This is a genomic window from Duganella sp. GW821-FHT07G03 (assembly GCF_059418605.1).
Window position 1 is genome coordinate 84,973 of record NZ_JBWKQE010000012.1, and the last position, 18,825, is coordinate 103,797.

17 protein-coding genes are annotated in these 18,825 nt (G+C 61.1%); 16 read left to right on the plus strand and 1 reads right to left on the minus strand.

Annotation, left to right across the window (positions count from 1 at the left end; genetic code table 11):
* Positions 1-456 precede the first annotated feature (456 nt).
* The 15 genes from AC07OK_RS16835 to AC07OK_RS16905 all read left to right on the plus strand — a co-directional run bounded on the left by AC07OK_RS16835 (position 457) and on the right by AC07OK_RS16905 (position 17,529).
* The gene (locus tag AC07OK_RS16835; RefSeq protein ID WP_020701570.1) at positions 457-2,379 is read left to right on the plus strand and encodes a PrkA family serine protein kinase; all 1,923 of its coding nucleotides are present in this window, start codon (positions 457-459) and stop codon (positions 2,377-2,379) included.
* 71 nt (positions 2,380-2,450) lie between these two features.
* Positions 2,451-3,719, plus strand: a complete 1,269-nt coding sequence (locus tag AC07OK_RS16840; protein ID WP_494691393.1) for a YeaH/YhbH family protein — start codon at positions 2,451-2,453, stop codon at positions 3,717-3,719.
* 13 nt (positions 3,720-3,732) lie between these two features.
* Positions 3,733-5,286 carry a SpoVR family protein gene (locus AC07OK_RS16845; RefSeq protein ID WP_494691394.1) on the plus strand — a complete coding sequence of 518 codons (1,554 nt, stop codon included), beginning with the start codon at positions 3,733-3,735 and terminating at the stop codon, positions 5,284-5,286.
* Between the two features lie 506 nt (positions 5,287-5,792).
* Positions 5,793-6,452, plus strand: coding sequence for an energy transducer TonB (locus AC07OK_RS16850; protein ID WP_116990442.1), 660 nt, complete (start codon positions 5,793-5,795; stop codon positions 6,450-6,452).
* Between the two features lie 86 nt (positions 6,453-6,538).
* A complete protein-coding gene (locus AC07OK_RS16855) occupies positions 6,539-7,444 on the plus strand; it encodes a MotA/TolQ/ExbB proton channel family protein (protein ID WP_494691395.1) in 906 nt (301 codons plus the stop codon).
* A 6-nt stretch (positions 7,445-7,450) separates the two neighbouring features.
* Positions 7,451-7,879, plus strand: coding sequence for an ExbD/TolR family protein (locus tag AC07OK_RS16860; RefSeq protein ID WP_494691396.1), 429 nt, complete (start codon positions 7,451-7,453; stop codon positions 7,877-7,879).
* Between the two features lie 59 nt (positions 7,880-7,938).
* A complete protein-coding gene (locus AC07OK_RS16865) occupies positions 7,939-8,367 on the plus strand; it encodes an ExbD/TolR family protein (RefSeq protein WP_199538474.1) in 429 nt (142 codons plus the stop codon).
* 71 nt (positions 8,368-8,438) lie between these two features.
* Positions 8,439-9,662 carry a tetratricopeptide repeat protein gene (locus AC07OK_RS16870; protein ID WP_494691397.1) on the plus strand — a complete coding sequence of 408 codons (1,224 nt, stop codon included), beginning with the start codon at positions 8,439-8,441 and terminating at the stop codon, positions 9,660-9,662.
* A gap of 152 nt (positions 9,663-9,814) precedes the next feature.
* A complete protein-coding gene (locus AC07OK_RS16875; protein ID WP_494691398.1) occupies positions 9,815-10,798 on the plus strand; it encodes a bifunctional riboflavin kinase/FAD synthetase in 984 nt (327 codons plus the stop codon).
* Between the two features lie 65 nt (positions 10,799-10,863).
* On the plus strand, positions 10,864-13,731 hold the full coding sequence (ileS, locus tag AC07OK_RS16880; protein WP_494691399.1) for an isoleucine--tRNA ligase: 2,868 nt from the start codon (positions 10,864-10,866) through the stop codon (positions 13,729-13,731).
* Between the two features lie 63 nt (positions 13,732-13,794).
* Complete coding sequence (gene lspA / locus AC07OK_RS16885) at positions 13,795-14,298, plus strand: signal peptidase II (RefSeq protein ID WP_217942070.1); 504 nt, start codon at positions 13,795-13,797, stop codon at positions 14,296-14,298.
* Positions 14,299-14,324: 26 nt separating this feature from the next.
* On the plus strand, positions 14,325-15,548 hold the full coding sequence (gene coaBC, locus AC07OK_RS16890) for a bifunctional phosphopantothenoylcysteine decarboxylase/phosphopantothenate--cysteine ligase CoaBC (RefSeq protein ID WP_494691470.1): 1,224 nt from the start codon (positions 14,325-14,327) through the stop codon (positions 15,546-15,548).
* Positions 15,549-15,998, plus strand: a complete 450-nt coding sequence (gene dut / locus AC07OK_RS16895; RefSeq protein ID WP_008451445.1) for a dUTP diphosphatase — start codon at positions 15,549-15,551, stop codon at positions 15,996-15,998.
* Between the two features lie 22 nt (positions 15,999-16,020).
* Entirely contained in the window at positions 16,021-17,121 is a 1,101-nt protein-coding gene (locus tag AC07OK_RS16900; protein ID WP_494691400.1) for a M48 family metallopeptidase, read from the plus strand.
* Positions 17,122-17,136: 15 nt separating this feature from the next.
* Positions 17,137-17,529: a surface-adhesin E family protein gene (locus tag AC07OK_RS16905; RefSeq protein WP_494691401.1), complete on the plus strand. Its 393-nt coding sequence runs from the start codon at positions 17,137-17,139 to the stop codon at positions 17,527-17,529.
* A gap of 1 nt (position 17,530) precedes the next feature.
* Here the strand turns inward: AC07OK_RS16905 and AC07OK_RS16910 are convergent, their stop codons facing one another.
* Complete coding sequence (locus AC07OK_RS16910; protein ID WP_020701555.1) at positions 17,531-17,662, minus strand: hypothetical protein; 132 nt, start codon at positions 17,660-17,662, stop codon at positions 17,531-17,533.
* Between the two features lie 43 nt (positions 17,663-17,705).
* Here AC07OK_RS16910 and AC07OK_RS16915 point away from each other — a divergent pair, with 43 nt between their 5' ends.
* Entirely contained in the window at positions 17,706-18,728 is a 1,023-nt protein-coding gene (locus tag AC07OK_RS16915) for an XdhC family protein (RefSeq protein ID WP_494691402.1), read from the plus strand.
* Positions 18,729-18,825: the final 97 nt, after the last annotated feature.

Genomic DNA, 18,825 nt, shown 5'->3' on the forward strand with positions numbered 1-18,825 from the left:
TAGCGCATGCTGCGAGAGTGCGACAGCGGCGGCCAAGTTGCGGCAAAATTTATCTGTTTGAGGCACGATCAGCACAGCGCGGACAGGCGTGATACTGTGGCATAAAGCAGCGCGAAAAAACACCCTGAAACCCACGAAAAATACACAAAATTTCTGAAATTTAATCTTATAAATCAATAAGTTACGATAGAGTATTAACGATATTACGACATATCTTTTGACTTCCGGCACCAATAGCGCAATAATCAATTTCATAGACGTAAGAAGCGTTACGACCAACACATAAAAGCCGCCAACCGGCCATAAAGCCAGCTCACCGGCACGGGCAATCCGTGCCACCAAAAGAAGCTGGACATAAGAAGAACAATATCGAAAAGGGGTATGCACGGACCAGGGCCAGGGCAGGCGAACTGCCGGTGACCCGTGACAAGCAGGTTTACATTAAAGGACATCCAAATGACCATTTTTGACAACTACGCCGCACGGTACGAACGGACCAAAGAAGAAGAGATGTCCATGAAGGAGTATCTCGACCTTTGCAAAAAAGATCGACTCACCTACGCCAGCGCGCCCGAGCGCATGTTGGCCGCCATTGGCGAACCGACGTTGGTCGATACCCGCAACGACACCCGGCTGTCACGCATCTTCGCGAACAAGGTCATCAAGATTTATCCGGCATTCCGCGAGTTTTACGGCACCGAGGAAGTGATCGAGCAAGTGGTCTCCTACTTCCGCCACGCCGCGCAGGGACTGGAGGAACGCAAGCAGATCCTGTATCTGCTGGGCCCGGTTGGCGGCGGTAAATCATCGATCGCCGAGAAGCTGAAGTCGCTGATGGAACACGTGCCCTTCTATTGCCTGAAAGGCTCGCCGGTCAACGAATCGCCGCTCGGCCTGTTCAACGAGGAAGAGGACGGCGTGATCCTGGAAGAGGATTACGGCATCCCGCGCCGCTATCTGCGCAACATCCCCAGCCCATGGGCGGTCAAGCGCCTGCACGAGTTCAACGGCGACATCAACCAGTTCCGCGTGGTCAAGCGCTACCCGTCGGTGCTCAAGCAGGTCGCCATTTCCAAGACCGAGCCGGGCGACGAGAACAACCAGGATATCTCCTCGCTGGTGGGCAAGGTCGACATCCGCAAGCTGGAAGATTATTCGCAGGACGATCCGGACGCCTACAGCTACTCGGGCGGCCTGTGCCTGGCCAACCAGGGCTTGATGGAATTCGTCGAGATGTTCAAGGCGCCGATCAAGGTGCTGCACCCGCTGCTGACGGCCACGCAGGAAGGCAACTACAAGGGCACCGAGGGCTTCGGCGCGATCCCGTTCGACGGCATCATCCTGGCCCACTCGAACGAGTCGGAATGGAAGACCTTCAAGAACAACCGCAACAACGAGGCTTTCCTCGATCGTATCTACATCGTCAAAGTGCCGTACTGCCTGCGCGTGACCGACGAGATCAAGATCTACGACAAGCTGGTGGCCAACTCCTCGCTGTACCAGGCGCCATGCGCGCCCGGAACCTTGAAGATGATGGCGCAGTTCGCGATCCTGTCGCGGCTGAAGGATCCGGAGAACTCCAGCATCTTCAGCAAGATGCTGGTCTACGATGGCGAGAACCTCAAGGACACCGATCCGAAGGCCAAGTCCATGCACGAGTACGTCGACTATGCGGGCGTCGACGAGGGCATGAACGGGCTGTCCACGCGCTTCGCCTTCAAGATCCTGTCCAAGGTGTTCAACTTCGACAACACCGAAGTGGCGGCCAATCCGGTGCACCTGTTGTATGTGCTGGAGCAGCAGGTCGAGCGCGAGCAGTTCCCGCCTGAAACCGAACAGAAGTACTTCTCGTATATCAAGGAACACCTGGCGCAGAAATACGTGGAGTTCATCGGCAAGGAAATCCAGACCGCCTACCTGGAATCGTATTCGGAATACGGCCAGAACATCTTCGACCGCTACGTGACCTTTGCCGACTTCTGGATCCAGGATCAGGAATACCGCGATCCGGACACCGGCGAGAGCTTCGACCGCGAGTCGCTGAACAACGAGCTGGAGAAGATCGAGAAGCCGGCCGGGATATCCAATCCCAAGGATTTCCGCAACGAGATCGTCAACTTCGGTCTGCGCGCGCGCGCCAACAACGGCGGCAAGAATCCCGCCTGGACCAGCTATGAGAAGTTCCGCACCGTGATCGAGAAGAAGATGTTCTCCAACACCGAGGAACTGCTGCCGGTTATTTCCTTCAACGCCAAGGCCAGCGCCGAAGACGCCAACAAGCACGCCGACTTCGTCGCCCGCATGGTCGAGAAAGGCTATACGGCCAAGCAGGTGCGGCTGCTGTGCGAATGGTATTTGCGTGTGAGGAAGTCGTCTTAAGCAGGATTGCGCGCCGCCCCGCGTAAGGCGGTGGCGGCGCGGCGCCGACCAATTGCAGCAGGAGGCATCTTTTGACTTACCTCATCGACCGACGTTTGCAGGGCAAGAACAAGTCTGCGGTCAACCGCGAGCGCTTCTTGCGGCGCTACAAGTCCCAGATCAAGGACGCGGTGGGACGTGCCATCAAAGGCCGCTCCATCACCGACATTGAGAATGGTGAAAAAGTTTCCATCCCGGTCAAGGACGTGGGCGAGCCCTCGTTCGGCCACGCCCATGGCGGCGTGTGGGAAACCATCAACCCCGGCAACCAGGAATACCTCAAGGGCGACCTGATCAACCGTCCCAAGGGCGGCGGCGGCGCCGGCCGCGGCAAGGCCGGCAATAGCGACCAGATGACCGAGGACGATTTCATCTTCGAGCTGTCGCGCGAAGAATTCATGAACTACTTCTTCGAAGACCTGGAGCTGCCCAACCTGGTCAAGACCCAGCTGACCGCCACCACCGAATTCAAGAACCAGCGCGCCGGCTACAATATGTCGGGCACGCCGTCCAACATCCACGTGCTGCGTTCGCTGCGTGGCGCCCTGGGACGGCGCATCGCGGTCGGCGGCAGTTCGCGCAAGCGCGTGATCGAAGCCGAGCGCGAGCTGGAGGAACTGCTGCTGGACGGCGAACCGCTGGACGCGCCGCGCGTGGTGGAGCTGAAAAAACTGATCCACCATCTGCACACGCGGCTGCTGGCCATCCCCTTCATCGACCCGTTCGACCTGCGCTACAGCAACCGTATCAAGGTGCCCAAGCCGATGACGCAGGCGGTGATGTTCTGCGTCATGGACGTCTCCGGTTCGATGGACGAAACCCGCAAGGACACGGCCAAGCGCTTCTTCATCCTGCTGTACCTGTTCCTCAAGCGCGCGTACGACAAGATCGAGGTGGTGTTCATCCGCCACCACACGGCCGCGGCCGAGGTCAACGAGGAGGAATTCTTCCACTCGCGCGAGTCGGGCGGCACCGTGGTGTCGTCGGCGCTGCACCTGCTCGACAAGATCATCGACGAGCGCTACGGCGCCGGCAGCTGGAACAGCTACGTCGCCCAGGCTTCCGACGGCGACAACTGGGACAACGATTCAGTGCTGTGCCGGCAGCTGCTGGTCAACACCATCATGCCCAAGGTGCAGTACTACACCTACGTCGAGATCACCGACGGGCCGCCGCAAAACCTGTGGGAGCAATACTCGCAGATCCCCGACCACCATCCGCATTTCGCCATGCAAAAAATAGTCACGCCGGCCGATATCTATCCGGTGTTCCGCGAACTGTTCAAGAAACAGCCTAAATAGGCGGGCCGAAATAATGAACGATATGACGCATGCCCCTGCCCCCAAGCCGCGCCGCCATCCGCGCGCCCTGCCCGAACAGTCCGAGTGGACGTTTGAACTGATCGAGCAGGCCCACCAGGAAATCCGCCGCGTCGCCGAAGCCTTCGGGCTCGATACGTATCCGAATCAACTGGAGATCATCACCGCCGAGCAGATGATGGACGCCTACACCTCGGTCGGCATGCCGGTGTCGTACAACCACTGGTCGTTCGGCAAGCATTTCCTGTCGACCGAAAAAGGCTATAAGCGCGGCCAGATGGGCTTGGCCTACGAGATCGTCATCAACTCCAATCCCTGCATCGCCTATTTGATGGAGGAGAACAGCCTGACCATGCAGGCGCTGGTGATCGCGCACGCGGCCTACGGCCACAACTCCTTCTTCAAGGGCAACTACCTGTTCCGCACCTGGACCGACGCCGACGCCATCGTCGACTACATGGTGTTCGCCAAGAACTACATCGCCGAGTGCGAACAGCGCCACGGCATCGACGCGGTCGAGCTGCTGCTCGATTCCTGCCACGCGATCCAGAACTACGGCGTCGACCGCTACAAGCGGCCGGCCAAGCTGTCGATGATGGAGGAGCGCGCGCGGCAGAAGGAGCGCGAAGCCTATGTGCAGTCGCAGATCAACGACCTGTGGCGCACCCTGCCCCGGCGCGAGGAAGAGGAAGAGGAAAAAGCCGCGCCGCGCTTCCCGCCCGAGCCGGAGGAGAACCTGCTGTACTTCATCGAGAAGTACGCGCCGCTGCTGGAACCGTGGCAGCGCGAGATGGTGCGCATCGTGCGCAAGATTTCGCAGTACTTCTACCCGCAGCGCCAGACCCAGGTGATGAACGAGGGCTGGGCCACGTTCTGGCACTACACCATCCTCAACCAGTTGTACGACGAGGGCGTGGTGGGCGACGGCTTCATGATGGAGTTCTTGAAGAGCCACACCAACGTGGTCTACCAGCCGCCGGTCAACAGCCCGTATTACAGCGGGATCAATCCGTATGCGCTGGGTTTCGCCATGATGACCGACATCCGCCGCATCTGCGAGCACCCGACCGCCGAGGACCGCGAATGGTTCCCCGACATCGCCGGCAGCGACTGGCGCAAGACGCTGGACTTCGCGATGCGCAATTTCAAGGACGAAAGCTTCATCGCCCAGTACCTGTCGCCCAAGCTGATACGCGAATTCCATTTCTTTGCCGTACTGGACGACGACAATAACGAAAAGCTGGCAATCTCCGCCATACACGACGATCTCGGATACCGCTACGTCCGCCAGCAGCTGGCCGAGCAGTACAACCTGGGCAACCGTGAGCCGAATATCCAGGTATGGTCGGTCAACACCCGCGACGACCGCGCGCTGACCTTGCGCCATACGCAGTTCCAGCGGCGGCCGCTGAACCAGCAGGCCGGCGAGGTGCTCAAGCACGTGGCGCGGCTGTGGGGCTTCGACGTGCACCTGGAAACCGTGGGCCCGAACGGCGAAATCGTCAGTTCGCTGGAGGTGAAACGGGAGAAACGGGCGCGCGGGAGCTGACCGACATATATATAGGGCTTTTGCCGAACTCGGGCATGGCTCTTGCAAGGGATGAATCGGGGTCAGAGGAGGCGCTCTGGCCCCGGTTTTTTTAGAAAAGGCATGCCACAGGGCAGAAGTCAACAGCTTTCGTCACCGGCCGGCTAGAGGTTTCCCGCAAGAATTTCATGAAAGAAACTTTTGCGGCCAAATTATCAATTGTTCGTAGTAAAATTACGCGCATAAAATTCCGTTTTTGGGCTTAAGGGAAAACTAAGTAATGTCGTGGTGCGTTCCGCCCCAAAATTGCGCCGGAGAAGCTTGCAAATTGAGCTAGAACGGTGCAAAGAGAGCGCTATCACATAGGAAAACCCTATGAAATTTAACCGGTTTTAGGGATGAAAATTCTATGTAAAATCAAGAATTCGTATGTATAATTCGCCGACGTCCCGGATGCGGCTGTTGTTTTGTGTCGCCATTTTGGGGTTTAGTAGCAACAAAAAGAGTTGGTATTGGAGAAAGCAGGCATGAATTTCACGCACAACGAGAAAAGCACCGGGAAGAACTTTACAGGCATTACCATTGTCGTTTTGTTGCACCTCCTGGTTGCTTATGGGATCGTGACGGGCTTGGGTAAACGTCTGGTGAGCAAGATGATCGCACCAGTGGAGACCAAGATCATTGAGGAGGTCAAACCTCCTCCACCGAAAGAACTCCCACCGCCACCACCTCCGCCAGAGATGAAAGCGCCACCACCGCCATTCATTCCGCCAGTTGAGGTGAATGTGCAGCAGCCACCGCCGCCGCAAAACACGATCGCGAATGCGACCAACGTCAAGCCTGCGACGAACGAACTGCAAAAAGCGCCACCAGCACCACCGGCAGCGCCACCGGGACCGGCTAAATCGGTGAACGTAGCTGCTGTTGCCGACTTCAGCACCTGCGCGAAACCGGAGTGGCCAAAATCCTCCCTGCGTAACGAAGAAACCGGTACGGTCACGTTATCGTTCTTGATTGGGGTCGACGGCCACGTCGCTGATTCCAAGATCGTCAAATCCAGTGGTTTTAGGGACTTGGACAAGGCTGCGGTTAACGGTATCGGCAAATGCCGATTCAAACCGGGTCTGACCGACGGGAAACCGACGGAAGCGTGGATGCAGATGCAATACGTCTGGACGCTGGAGTAAAACCGAGGCGGCAGTATCGTCTCACTTAGTAATTTTCGTTGTCATTACGTTCAGCGATCTGATTATTTTATCAATTTGGAGGAAGCATGTTTAAGAATACCCGTTTGTCCGCTGTACTGGCCGCTGTGCTGTTTTCCGTGACCGCAGCCACCGCCCTGGTAAGCGCCCCAGCTTTCGCTGACGCGCCAGCCTCGGCCGCCGCTTCGGCACCAGCAGCCGCTCCAGCAGCGGATGCGGCAGCCGCACCTGCACCGGCAGCAGAAGCTCCAGCTGCCAAGGGCGGCAAAGAAGAAGTGGACAATCCTTACGGCTTCGAAGCTGTCTGGAACGGTGGTTTCGTATCGCGCGGCACCCTGATCATCCTGTCGCTGATGTCCATGGGTTCGTGGTACATCATCATCACCAAGCTGATCGACCAGATGAAAATCTTCAAGCAGTCGAAAGAAGCTTCGGCCAAGTTCTGGAAAGCATCGTCGATCGCTGCTGGTTCGGCAGCCCTGAAAGACGGTTCGCCATTCCGCTTCATCGCTGAAACCGGCACCAAGGCCACCGTGCACCACGACGGCGCCCTGCTGGAACAAATCGACCTGTCGACCTGGGTGACCATGTCGATCCAGCGCGCTGTTGACAAAGTTCAATCGCGTCTGCAAGACGGCCTGTCGTTCCTGGCAACCGTTGGTTCGACCGCACCGTTCATCGGTCTGTTCGGTACCGTTTGGGGTATTTACAATGCACTGATCGCCATCGGCATGTCGGGTAACGCATCGATCGACAAAGTTGCAGGTCCAGTGGGTGAAGCGCTGATCATGACCGCTTTCGGTCTGTTCGTCGCAGTTCCTGCCGTGCTGGGTTACAACTGGCTGGTACGTCGTAACAAGTCGGCAATGGAAGACGTACGTTCGTTCTCCGCTGACGTGCACTCGGTACTGATCTCGGGCGCGATGTCCACCAGCGAAGCTGGCCGTGCCGCCGGCGCTAAAAAGATTGGATAATTAATCATGTCGATGTCCGTAGGCTCCGATAGCGGAGACGAAGATCAAGTCATGTCAGAAATCAACACGACGCCCCTGGTGGACATCATGTTGGTTCTGCTGATTATCTTCCTGATCACGAGCCCGGTTGTTCTGAAGCTGATCCCGATCAAGCTGCCGGAAGAAACCAACCAGGTCCTGCAGGCCAAGCCGGAAGATGTCAACATCGTTGTAAGCAAGGATGGCGACATCTACTGGAACCAGAAGAAGATGCGCGACGCGAATGAGTTGTTCGACAATCTGAAGGTGGAAGCGGTCAAATTGCCTCAGCCGGAAGTGCATGTACGTGGCGACCAAGAAACTCGCTACGAAGCAATCGGCAAGGTTATTTACACTACCCAGCGCGCTGGTATTCAGAAGGTCGGCTTCATCACCGAACCGCCTGACAAGGGTTAATCCCCTCTAGTGCATCGCAGGCCCGCAGTCGGGGCCTGCCCTTCTTAAAAGGAAACACCATGAGTATGAATGTCGGCTCCCCAAGCGGTGGCGCGGATCCGGAACCAATGATGGAAATGAACATGACGCCCCTCATCGATGTGATGTTGGTGCTGATTATCATGATGATCATTACGATTCCGAAGGCCAACCACTCGGTCAACCTGAACATGCCGGTCGGCACCCCGCCTCCGCCTGTGAAGGAACCTGTGGTGATCACGATTGACGTCGACTTCGACGGTACGATTCTGTGGGATAACGCTGTCGTTGCTGACCGCGGTACCCTGGAAGCGAAACTGACCGATGTCGCGGCGCAAGCTGACCAGCCGGAAGTGCATCTGCGTCCGAACAAGCTGGTATCGTATAAAGTCGTGGCAGGCGTGATGGCTGCGGCCCAACGTCTGGGCGTGACCAAGATTGGCCTGGTCGGCAACGAACAGTTCCAATAATCAGTTCTATGTTCAACGATAGGCAGGACCGTTCCTGCCTATTTCGCATTTTGAAGAAAGAAAACTTACCCATGACCAAGTTTCGTCTCGCTCATCTCGGCCTGGTAATGGCCGCTATTGGTTTCACAGCAGCAGCTCCTCTGGCAGGTCTCTCCTCGGTTGCCTACGCGGCCGACGCGGTGCGCGCTGAAATCGGCAAACCATTGCAAGAAGCACAGAAACTGGCTGCGGCAGGCAAGAACAAAGAAGCACTGGCCAAACTCAAGGAAGCCGATGCTGTCGGTGGCAAATCGCCCCACGAATCCTATCTGATCGAACGCACCCGCGCTTCGGCCGCAGCTGCCGCTGGCGATAACGACGCCGCCGCCAAGGCCTTCGAAGCCGTGATCAACTCCGGCAAGCTGTCGCCTGCCGAACAACCGAAATTCACCCAAGCCCTGGCCGGCATCTACTACCGCGCCAAGGACTATCCAAAAGCCATCACCTGGATCCAGCGCGCGCTGAAAGACAGCCCGGGCGACGGCCAGATGCATGAACTGCTGATCCAGACCTACTACATCAGCGGCAAATACTCGGAAGCGGCCAAGGAACTGCAAGCGTCCAAAGCCGGTTCGGAAGCGTCGCTGCAAATGCTGGCCAATATCCAGCTGAAGCAGAACGACAAGGAAGGCTACGTCCAGACCCTGGAAAAACTGGCCGGTGCCTATCCCAAGACCAGCTACTGGGCCGACCTGCTGAACCGTGTGTCGGGCAAGCCTGGCTTCGCCTCGTCGCTGTCGCTGGACGTGCTGCGCCTGCGCCTGGCCAACGGCCTGCTGAGCAAGCCGGGCGAATACATGGAAATGTCCCAGCTGGCGCTGCAAGCGGGTAACCCTGCCGAAGCGACCAAGATCATCGACCAGGGCTACAAGAAAGGCGCGCTGGGCACCGGCTCCGACGCTGCCCGCCACCAGCGCCTGAAAGACCTGGCCGCCAAGACCCAGTCCGAGTTCGACACCAAGCAAGTCGCGCTGGAAGCGGAAGCCGTCAAGAACAAGGACGCCGACGCGCTGGCCAATATGGGCTACGCGCTGGTTTCCGCCGGCAAGGCCGACAAGGGCCTGGCGCTGCTGGACCAGGCCGTGAAGATGGGCACCGCGAAAAATCCTGACGCCGTCAAGCTGCACCAGGGTATCGCCCAGTTCAACGCCGGCAAGAAGCCTGCCGCGCTGGCGACCCTGAAAACGGTCAAAGGCAAGGACGGCACCGCCGACCTGGCCCGCTACTGGACGCTGAACATCAACCACCCGATGTAATCCGGCGGTTTTGATGCGCGACAGCGCTGTCCGGCCCCGCGCCGGACAGCGCTTTTTTTATGCTTTATCCCCGCATTCCTTTCGATAACTGTCGGCTACCGCAAACAAACCGTATAATCCTCCATTTAGCGACAGTTTCCCCCCAGATTCCCATGAAGGTATTTCGAGGTCTACCCAATGCAGCGGCGCGCGCGCCCTGCGCGCTCACGATAGGCAACTTTGACGGTGTCCACCTTGGCCACCAGGCATTGCTGGGCCGCGTGCGCGCCGCCGCCACCGGCCTCGGGCTGGAAGCTGCCGTGATGACCTTCGAACCCCATCCGCGCGAATTTTTCGCGCACAAGGCCGGCGACCTGTCGAAGGCGCCGCCGCGCATCGCCAACCTGCGCGACAAGCTGCAATCGCTGTCCGACAACGGCATCGACCGCGTCATCGTCGAGCACTTCTCGGCGCCGTTCGCCGCGCTCACGCCGCAGGAATTCACTGAAAAAGTGCTGGTCGAAGGCTTGCACGTCAAATGGCTGATGGTCGGCGACGACTTCTGCTACGGCGCCCGCCGCGCCGGCAACGTCCAGATGCTGCTGGAAGCGGGCCAGCACTACGGCTTCCACGTCGAGACCCTGCCGACCGTGATGAACGGCAGCAACCGCATCTCCTCCTCCGCCGTGCGCGCCGCGCTGGCCGAGGGCGACTTCGCGCATGCCGAGGCGCTGCTGGGCCACCCGTATGCGATTTCCGGCCACGTGATCCACGGCCAGAAACTGGGCCGCACCCTGGGCTTCCCCACGCTGAACCTGCGCGTGCCGCACCGCCCCGCGCTGTCCGGCATCTTCATCGTGCAGGTGCACGGCCTGGCCGAACAGCCGCTGCCGGCCGTCGCCAGCCTGGGCGTGCGCCCGACCGTCGACGACAGCGGCCGCGTGCTGCTGGAAGTGCACGTGTTCGACTTCGCCCGGAACTGCTACGGCAAACAGGTGCGCGTCGAGTTCCTGCACAAGATACGCGACGAGGAAAAATACGTCGACCTGCCGACGCTGACGGCCGCCATCGACCGCGACGCCGTCATCGCCCGCGAGTATTTCGCCCAGCGCATACAAGAGCGCGACGGCGCCACCACCGCCACCGACCGAATTTAGCCGCGCGACCAGCTACGCGCGCCGGCTACAACGAACTCCCCGAATAAAAATCACTGAAGATAACCATGTCCGACAACAAATCTGCAAAAAAGCCTGCAAGTAAATACCCGGTCAACATGACCGAAACCCCGTTCCCGATGCGCGGCGACATGGCCAAGCGCGAGCCGAACTGGGTCAAGGAATGGCAAGACAAGAAGATCTACGAGCGCGTGCGCAAGGCCGCCGCCGGCCGTCCGAAGTTCATCCTGCACGACGGCCCGCCGTACGCCAACGGCGACATCCACCTGGGCCACGCCGTCAACAAGATCCTCAAGGACATGGTCATCAAGTCACGCTCGCTGGCCGGTTTCGACGCGCCCTACGTGCCGGGCTGGGACTGCCATGGCATGCCGATCGAGATCCAGATCGAAAAACTGCATGGCAAGAACCTGCCGACCGCCGAGGTGCTGACCAAGGCCCGCGCCTACGCGACCGAGCAGGTCGACCGCCAGCGCAAGGACTTCATCCGCCTGGGCGTGCTGGGCGAGTGGGATAATCCCTACCTGACGATGAACTACTCGAACGAGGCCGACGAACTGCGCGCCCTCGGCCAGTTGCTGGAAAAAGGCTATGTCTACCGCGGCCTGAAGCCCGTCAACTGGTGCTTCGACTGCGGCTCCGCGCTGGCGGAGGCGGAAGTGGAATACCAGGACAAGCGCGATCCGGCCATCGACGTCGGCTTCAAGTTCGCCGAATTCGACCAGCTGGCCACCGCCTTCAGCCTCGATAAGCTGCCGACCGAGAACGGCTTCATCGTCATCTGGACCACCACGCCATGGACCATCCCGTCCAACCAGGCGCTGAACGTCAACGCCGAGGTGATCTACTCGCTGGTGCAGACCGAGCGTGACGGCCAGCCTTTGCTGCTGATCCTGGCCCAGGACCTGGTCGAAGCCTGCCTGGCGCGCTACAAGCTCGAAGGCACCACCATCGCCACCTGCCACGGCGCGGCGCTGGCCGGCATCAGCTTCCGCCACCCGCTGCACGCGTCGGACGCCTTCTTCGACCGCCTGTCGCCGATGTACCTGGCCGAATACGTGACCACCGAAAGCGGCACCGGCGTGGTCCACTCGGCGCCGGCCTACGGTCTGGACGACTTCATCTCCTGCCGCGCGCACGGCATGAAGGACGAGAACATCCTGACCCCGGTGATGGGCGACGGCAAATTCGCCTCCTCGCTGCCGCTGTTCGGCGGCATGACGATCTGGGAAGCCTCCAAGCCGATCTGCAACGCGCTGAAGGAAGCGGGCGCGCTGTTCGAAGTGAAGATGTTCGACCACAGCTACATGCACTGCTGGCGCCACAAAACGCCGATCATCTACCGCGCCACCTCGCAGTGGTTCGCCGGCATGGATGTCAAACCGAAGGACGGCGGCCACACGCTGCGCGAAACCGCGTTGAAGGGCATCGACGAGACCAAGTTCTTCCCGGACTGGGGCAAGGCGCGCCTGCACGGCATGATCGCCAACCGTCCGGACTGGACCCTGTCGCGCCAGCGCCAGTGGGGCGTGCCGATGGCCTTCGTGATCCACAAGGAGACCGGCGCACTGCATCCGCGCACCCCGGAACTGCTGGAGCAGGTGGCCAAGCTGATCGAAAAAGGCGGCATCGACGCCTGGCAGGCGTTGGACCTGAAAGACCTGATCGGCGACGAGGCGGCCGTCTACGAAAAGAACAAGGACACGCTGGACGTGTGGTTCGATTCCGGCACCACCCATCAGACCGTGCTGCGCGGTTCGCACAAGGAGCAGTCGGCCTTCCCCGCCGACCTGTATCTGGAAGGTTCGGACCAGCACCGCGGCTGGTTCCACTCCTCGCTGCTGACGTCCTCGATGCTGAACGGCGCCCCGCCGTACAAGGCGCTGCTGACCCACGGCTTTACGGTCGACGGCGAGGGCAAGAAAATGTCCAAATCGCTGGGCAACACGCTGGCCCCGCAAAAAATCTCCGACACGCTGGGCGCCGACATCCTGCGCCTGTGGATCGCCACCACCGACTACACCGGCGAGCTGTCGATCTCCGACGAGATCCTCAAGCGCGTGACCGAAGCCTATCGCCGCATCCGCAACACGCTGCGCTTCCTGCTGGCCAACCTGTCGGACTTCGACGCCGCCAAGGACGCGGTGGCGATCGACGACATGCTGGAGATCGACCGCTACGCCGTCGCCAACATGGCGGCGCTGCAGGCGGAAATCGCCGAGCACTATATGCAGTATGAATTCCAGCCGATCTACTCCAAGCTGCAGAACTTCTGCTCGGAAGACCTGGGCGGCTTCTACCTGGACGTGCTGAAGGACCGTTTGTACACCACGGCCGTCACCTCGCCTGCGCGCCGCTCGGCGCAGACCGCGCTGTGGCACATCACGCAAAGCCTGCTGCGCGTGATGGCGCCGGCGCTGTCGTTCACGGCGGAAGAGGCATGGGCGATCTTCGCCGGCGCAGAGGCCTACCAGGCCAGCGACGAAACCATCTTCACGCAAACCTGGTGGCCGCTGCCGGAAGCGGCCGACGCGGCGGCGCTGCTGGCCAAGTACACGGCCCTGCGCGCGGTCCGCACCGACGTCACCAAGCAGCTCGAAGACGTGCGCACCTCGGGCGCGATCGGCTCCTCGCTGCAGGCGGAACTGACCATCAAGGCCGCCGGCGAGAAGTACCAGTTGCTGGCCAGCCTGGACGACGACCTGAAGTTCGTCTTCATCACCTCCGCCGCCAAAGCGGTGCAGGTGGAAAGCGAAGCGGATGAAGCGGTCGAAGTGAGCGCCTCCACGGCCGAAAAGTGCGAGCGTTGCTGGCACTATCGCGCCGACGTCGGCTCGCATGCGGACCACCCTACCCTGTGCGGCCGTTGCCACAGCAATCTGTTCGGTGCGGGCGAAAAACGCCAGTTCGCTTAATATGAGGGCCGCCGTTCCCACCGGGAGCGGCGGCGCCGTCGCCACGAACCAACTTGAAATTTTATGGCCACCAAAAAAATCTTTCCAACCAAATCCTCGGCCAGCCTGACGCCTTGGCTGGGCATTGCCGCCATCGTCATCCTGTTCGACCAGCTGTCCAAGATCACCATCACCAAGACCTTCCAGCTCGGTGAAGAGAAAATCATCACCTCCTTCTTCAACCTGGTGCTCGCGTATAACAAGGGCGCGGCGTTCAGCTTCCTGTCCAACAGCGGCGGATGGCAGCGCTACTTCTTCACCGCCATCGCGCTGGGCGCGGCGGCCTGGATCATCGTGCTGCTGAAAAAACACGGCAGCCAGCGCATGTTCTCGTGGGCGCTGTCGCTGATCCTGGGCGGCGCCATCGGCAACGTCATCGACCGTGTGCTCTACGGCCATGTGGTCGACTTCCTCGATTTCCACTGGAGCGGATTCGGCCACTTCCCGGCATTTAACATCGCCGACTCGGCCATCTGCATCGGCGCGGCGCTGTTCATCCTCGATGAGCTGCGCCGGGTGAATAAATAAACTCGCACTAACTGGAGTAGAGCATGATGGAATTGACCGGCAAGAAAATCGTCCTCGGCCTGACCGGCGGCGTGGCCTGCTACAAGGCGGCGGAACTGTGTCGCGCGCTGACCAAGGCCGGCGCCTCGGTGCAGGTGGTGATGACCGACGCCGCCGCCCACTTCATCACCGCCGTCACCATGCAGGCGCTGTCCGGCAACAAGGTGTTCAGCAGCCAGTGGGACCCGCGGGTCGACAACAACATGGCCCACATCGACGTCACCCGCGACGCCGACGCCATCCTGGTCGTGCCCTGCTCGGCGGACTTCATGTACAAGCTGGCGCACGGTGTCTGCGACGACCTGCTGTCGACCATGTGCCTGGCGCGTCCGCGCCTGGTGCCGCTGCTGCTGGCGCCGGCCATGAACGTGGAGATGTGGCAGAACCCCGCCACCCAGCGCAACGCGCAGCAGCTGCGCGACGATGGCATCGTGCTGTTCGGCCCCGCCTCCGGCGACCAGGCCTGCGGCGAAGTGGGCATGGGGCGCATGCTGGAACCGGCGCAGCTGCTCGAAGAGCTGATCGCCTCCTTCCAGCCGAAAGTCCTGGCGGGCAAACGCATCCTGATCACGGCCGGCCCGACCTTCGAGCCGATCGACCCGGTGCGCGGCATCACCAATCTGTCCTCGGGCAAGATGGGCTACGCCGTGGCGCGCGCCGCGCGCGAAGCCGGCGCCGAAGTGATCCTGGTGTCCGGCCCGACGGCGCTGCCGGCGCCGTTCGGCGTCCAGCGCATCAACGTCCAGAGCGCGCTGCAAATGCACGACGCGGTGATGGCCAATGTCGACCACCAGCACATCTTCATCGCGGTGGCGGCGGTGGCCGACTGGCGCGTGTCCAATGCCAGCGAACAGAAATTGAAGAAGAACCCGGACGGCTCGGTGCCGGACTTGAAGTTCGAACAGAACCCGGACATTCTCGCCGGCGTCGCCGCGCGCACCACGCTGGCCGGCCATCCGTACTGCGTGGGCTTCGCCGCCGAATCGGAAAACCTGGTGCAGTTCGGCGCCGACAAGCGCGAGAAAAAAGGCATCCCCCTGCTAGTAGGGAATATCGGTCACCACACCTTCGGCCAGGACGACAACACCATCATCCTGTTCGATGAAAACGGCCACACCATACTGCCGCGCGCCGACAAACTGACGCTGGCGCGCCAATTGATTTCGGAGATCTCCAAACGGATCTCCCAGCACTCTCTATTTGCCAAATAAATGAAAAACATCGACGTCAAAATCCTCGACCCGCGCATGAAAGACCAGATGCCGGCCTACGCCACGCCAGGTTCCGCCGGCCTCGATCTGCGCGCCTGCATCGATGCGCCGATGGTCATCGAAGCCGGACAAACCGTGCTGATACCAACCGGCCTGGCGATCCACGTGGCCGATCCGGGCTACGCCGCCATGATCCTGCCGCGCAGCGGCATGGGCCACAAAAACGGCATCGTGCTGGGTAATCTGGTAGGCTTGATCGACTCCGACTACCAGGGCCAGCTGATGATCTCGACCTGGAACCGCGGCCACAGCGCCTTCACGCTGAATCCGATGGAACGCCTGGCGCAGCTGATCATCGTACCGGTGCTGCAAGTGGGCTTCAACGTGGTCGAAGAATTCGGCGACAGCGAGCGCGGTGAAGGTGGCTTCGGCAGCACCGGCAAACACTAACAAAAACAAACGGAGACCCTGGATGGTCCAGCAGACAAACAAGATCAATCAATACGCCTCATTGTCCCTGTTGGCGGCGGCATCGCTGCTGTCGGCCTGCTCGACCTTCCAATCCAAGCCGGCACCCGCGCCGGCCGAACCGGTGGTGGCCCGCGTCATCAACGAAGAGGCGCCGGTGGTCACCGCCAAGATGGCCGCCGCGCGCGATGCCCTGAGCCAGATGGTGGCCCTGCAGGACCGCCTGTACCGCATCGCCGGCCCGCTGTTGATCAACAACGCGGACCTGTGCCGCACGCAGGCGCGCAACCTGCTCGGCTTCACCGCCAAGAACAAATACTCCTACACCGGCGAATTCGTCGACGCCGCGCAGGCGGTGCTGAACTACGGCGACCGCCTGGAAGTGGCCAGCGTGCTGGCCGGCAGCGGCGGTGCGCGCGCCGGCCTGCGCAAGGGCGACGGCCTGGTCGCCGCCGAGGGCAAGACCCTGCCCACCGGCCTGAATGCCGAAACCCAGGCCGCCGGCATTCTCGGCCCGCTGGTCTCCGGCCACCAGACACTCAACCTGATCGTCGCCCGCGATGGCCGCAACCAGGCGCTCAACGTGCCGGTCACGCGCGCCTGCGCCTTCAAGATCGACATCGGCAACTCGGACAATATCAATTCCTACTCGGACGGCCAGCGCGTGATGATCACGCGCGGCATGGTCAACTTCGCGCAGAGCGACGAAGCCATCGCCTACGTGCTGGCCAAGGACATCGCCCACAATGTGCTGGGCCACGCCGCCACCACCCGTTCGGCCTACAACGTCGGCAGCATCATCGACAACCTGGTGTCCGTGCGGCCCGACCTGACGATGTTGATCGGCACCGCCGGCGTGCGGCCGATGCCGCAGGAACTCGATGCAGCGGCCGACTACCTGTCCCTGTACATGGTGGCCCGCGCCGGTTACAGCCTGGACCACGCGCACGCCTTCTGGCAGCGCATGGCGGGCCAATATCCCGCCACGGTGCTAAACGGGTATACTGCCATCCACCCCGCCGTAAACTATCGCCTGTCGGTGATCGACAAGACCATCGCCGAAATCAAGGGCAAGCAGGCGGCCAAGAAGCCACTGGTGCCGTAACTCGGAGAAGCCGCCATGAACAAGCCGGGCCTGTTAGCAATCATCTTGATACTGATGTGTAGCTGGGCCCACGCGGCGCAGTGGGCCAAGGTCAAGGGCGACGGCGCCGGCGTCTTCTACATCGACAAGGCCAGCATCATCAAGGCCGACAAGACGCGCAAGGTGTGGTCGATGCGCAGCTTCGGCAAGCCGCAAACCACGCCCGAGGGCAAGCCTTACCGTTCGGTCAAGGCGCTGCACCTGTATTCCTGCGAAGACCGCACCACCGTGCTGCTGTCGCAGGTGTTCTACCCCGAGGCCATGGGCAAGGGGGAACCGGTCGAAAACTACAAATACGAGAAGTTCAACCCGGAAGACATCGTGCCGGACAGCCCGTTCGACAACGCGCTGTCAGCCGTGTGCAAATAGGCTAGCCCGGAAAGTTGGGGAACACGTTCCCCATCAGCCAGGTCAGGCCCGCGCACAGCAGCACGGCGAGTATCAGCACGATCAGCAGGCGGCCGAATTTGGGCGAGCCGTCGTCTTCCTTGGGAGTGGTCATGGCAGTTCCTGCAAGCTTTAGAGAGCCGTAGTATATTCCATCCATGGACAGCATCGACCTCGAAGTACTTAAAACCAGCGCCGCCTGGATCGCCGCCGGGCGCCGCTGCGAACTGATCACCGTCATCAAGACCTGGGGCTCCAGTCCGCGTCCGATCGGCGCCACGCTGGCCATCTGCGAAGACGGCACGGTGATCGGCTCCGTCTCCGGCGGCTGCATCGAGGACGACCTGATCGCCCGCGTGCGCGACGAAGGCATACGCCGCACCGTGCCGGAGATCGTCAGCTATGGCATCACCGCCGACGAAGCCCACCGTTTCGGCCTGCCCTGCGGCGGCACCATCGAGCTGGCGATCGAGCCGCTGTCGGCGCGCAGCCGCGTGGCCGAGCTGCTGGAACGGCTGGAGCGGCACGAGCTGGTGCAGCGCCGCCTGGACCTGCACAGCGGCGAGGTGGAACTGTCCAGGGCCACGCCGGGCGCGCAGATGCAGGTCAGCGAGCGCGCCATGGTCAGCCTGCACGGCCCGCGCTGGCGGCTGCTGATCATCGGCGCCGGCCAGCTGTCGCGCTTCCTGGCGCAGATCGCCACCGCCATGGACTACCACGTCATCGTCTGCGATCCGCGCGAGGAATACCGCGCCGGCTGGCAGGTCGACGGCGTGCAGCTGGTGCACGACATGCCCGACGATACGGTGTTGGCCATGCAGCTGGACCGCCGCAGTGCCGTCGTCGCGCTGACCCATGATCCCAAGCTGGACGACCTGGCGCTGATGGAGGCGCTGAAGTCGGACGCGTTCTACGTCGGCGCCATCGGTTCGCGGCTGAACAACAGCAAGCGCCGCGAGCGGCTGCTGGAATTCGACCTGACGCCGCAACAGCTGGCGCGCCTGCACGGGCCGATCGGCCTGTACATCGGCAGCAAGACGCCGTCCGAGATCGCGATCTCCATCCTGGCCGAGATGACCGCGATTAAAAACGGCGTGCCGACCGCGATGCTGATCCCGCACGCCGCCACGCCCACCGCGCCCGGCGAGAACGCCTGCGCAGTGGACATCGGCGCCGTGTAAAAAAGCGCAAGCACGGACAATTCAACAGCAAGAACCGGCTAGCACGCAGCCAGCGGCTGCGGGACAATAGCGCCACCGTTCACCGACTGGAATCCGC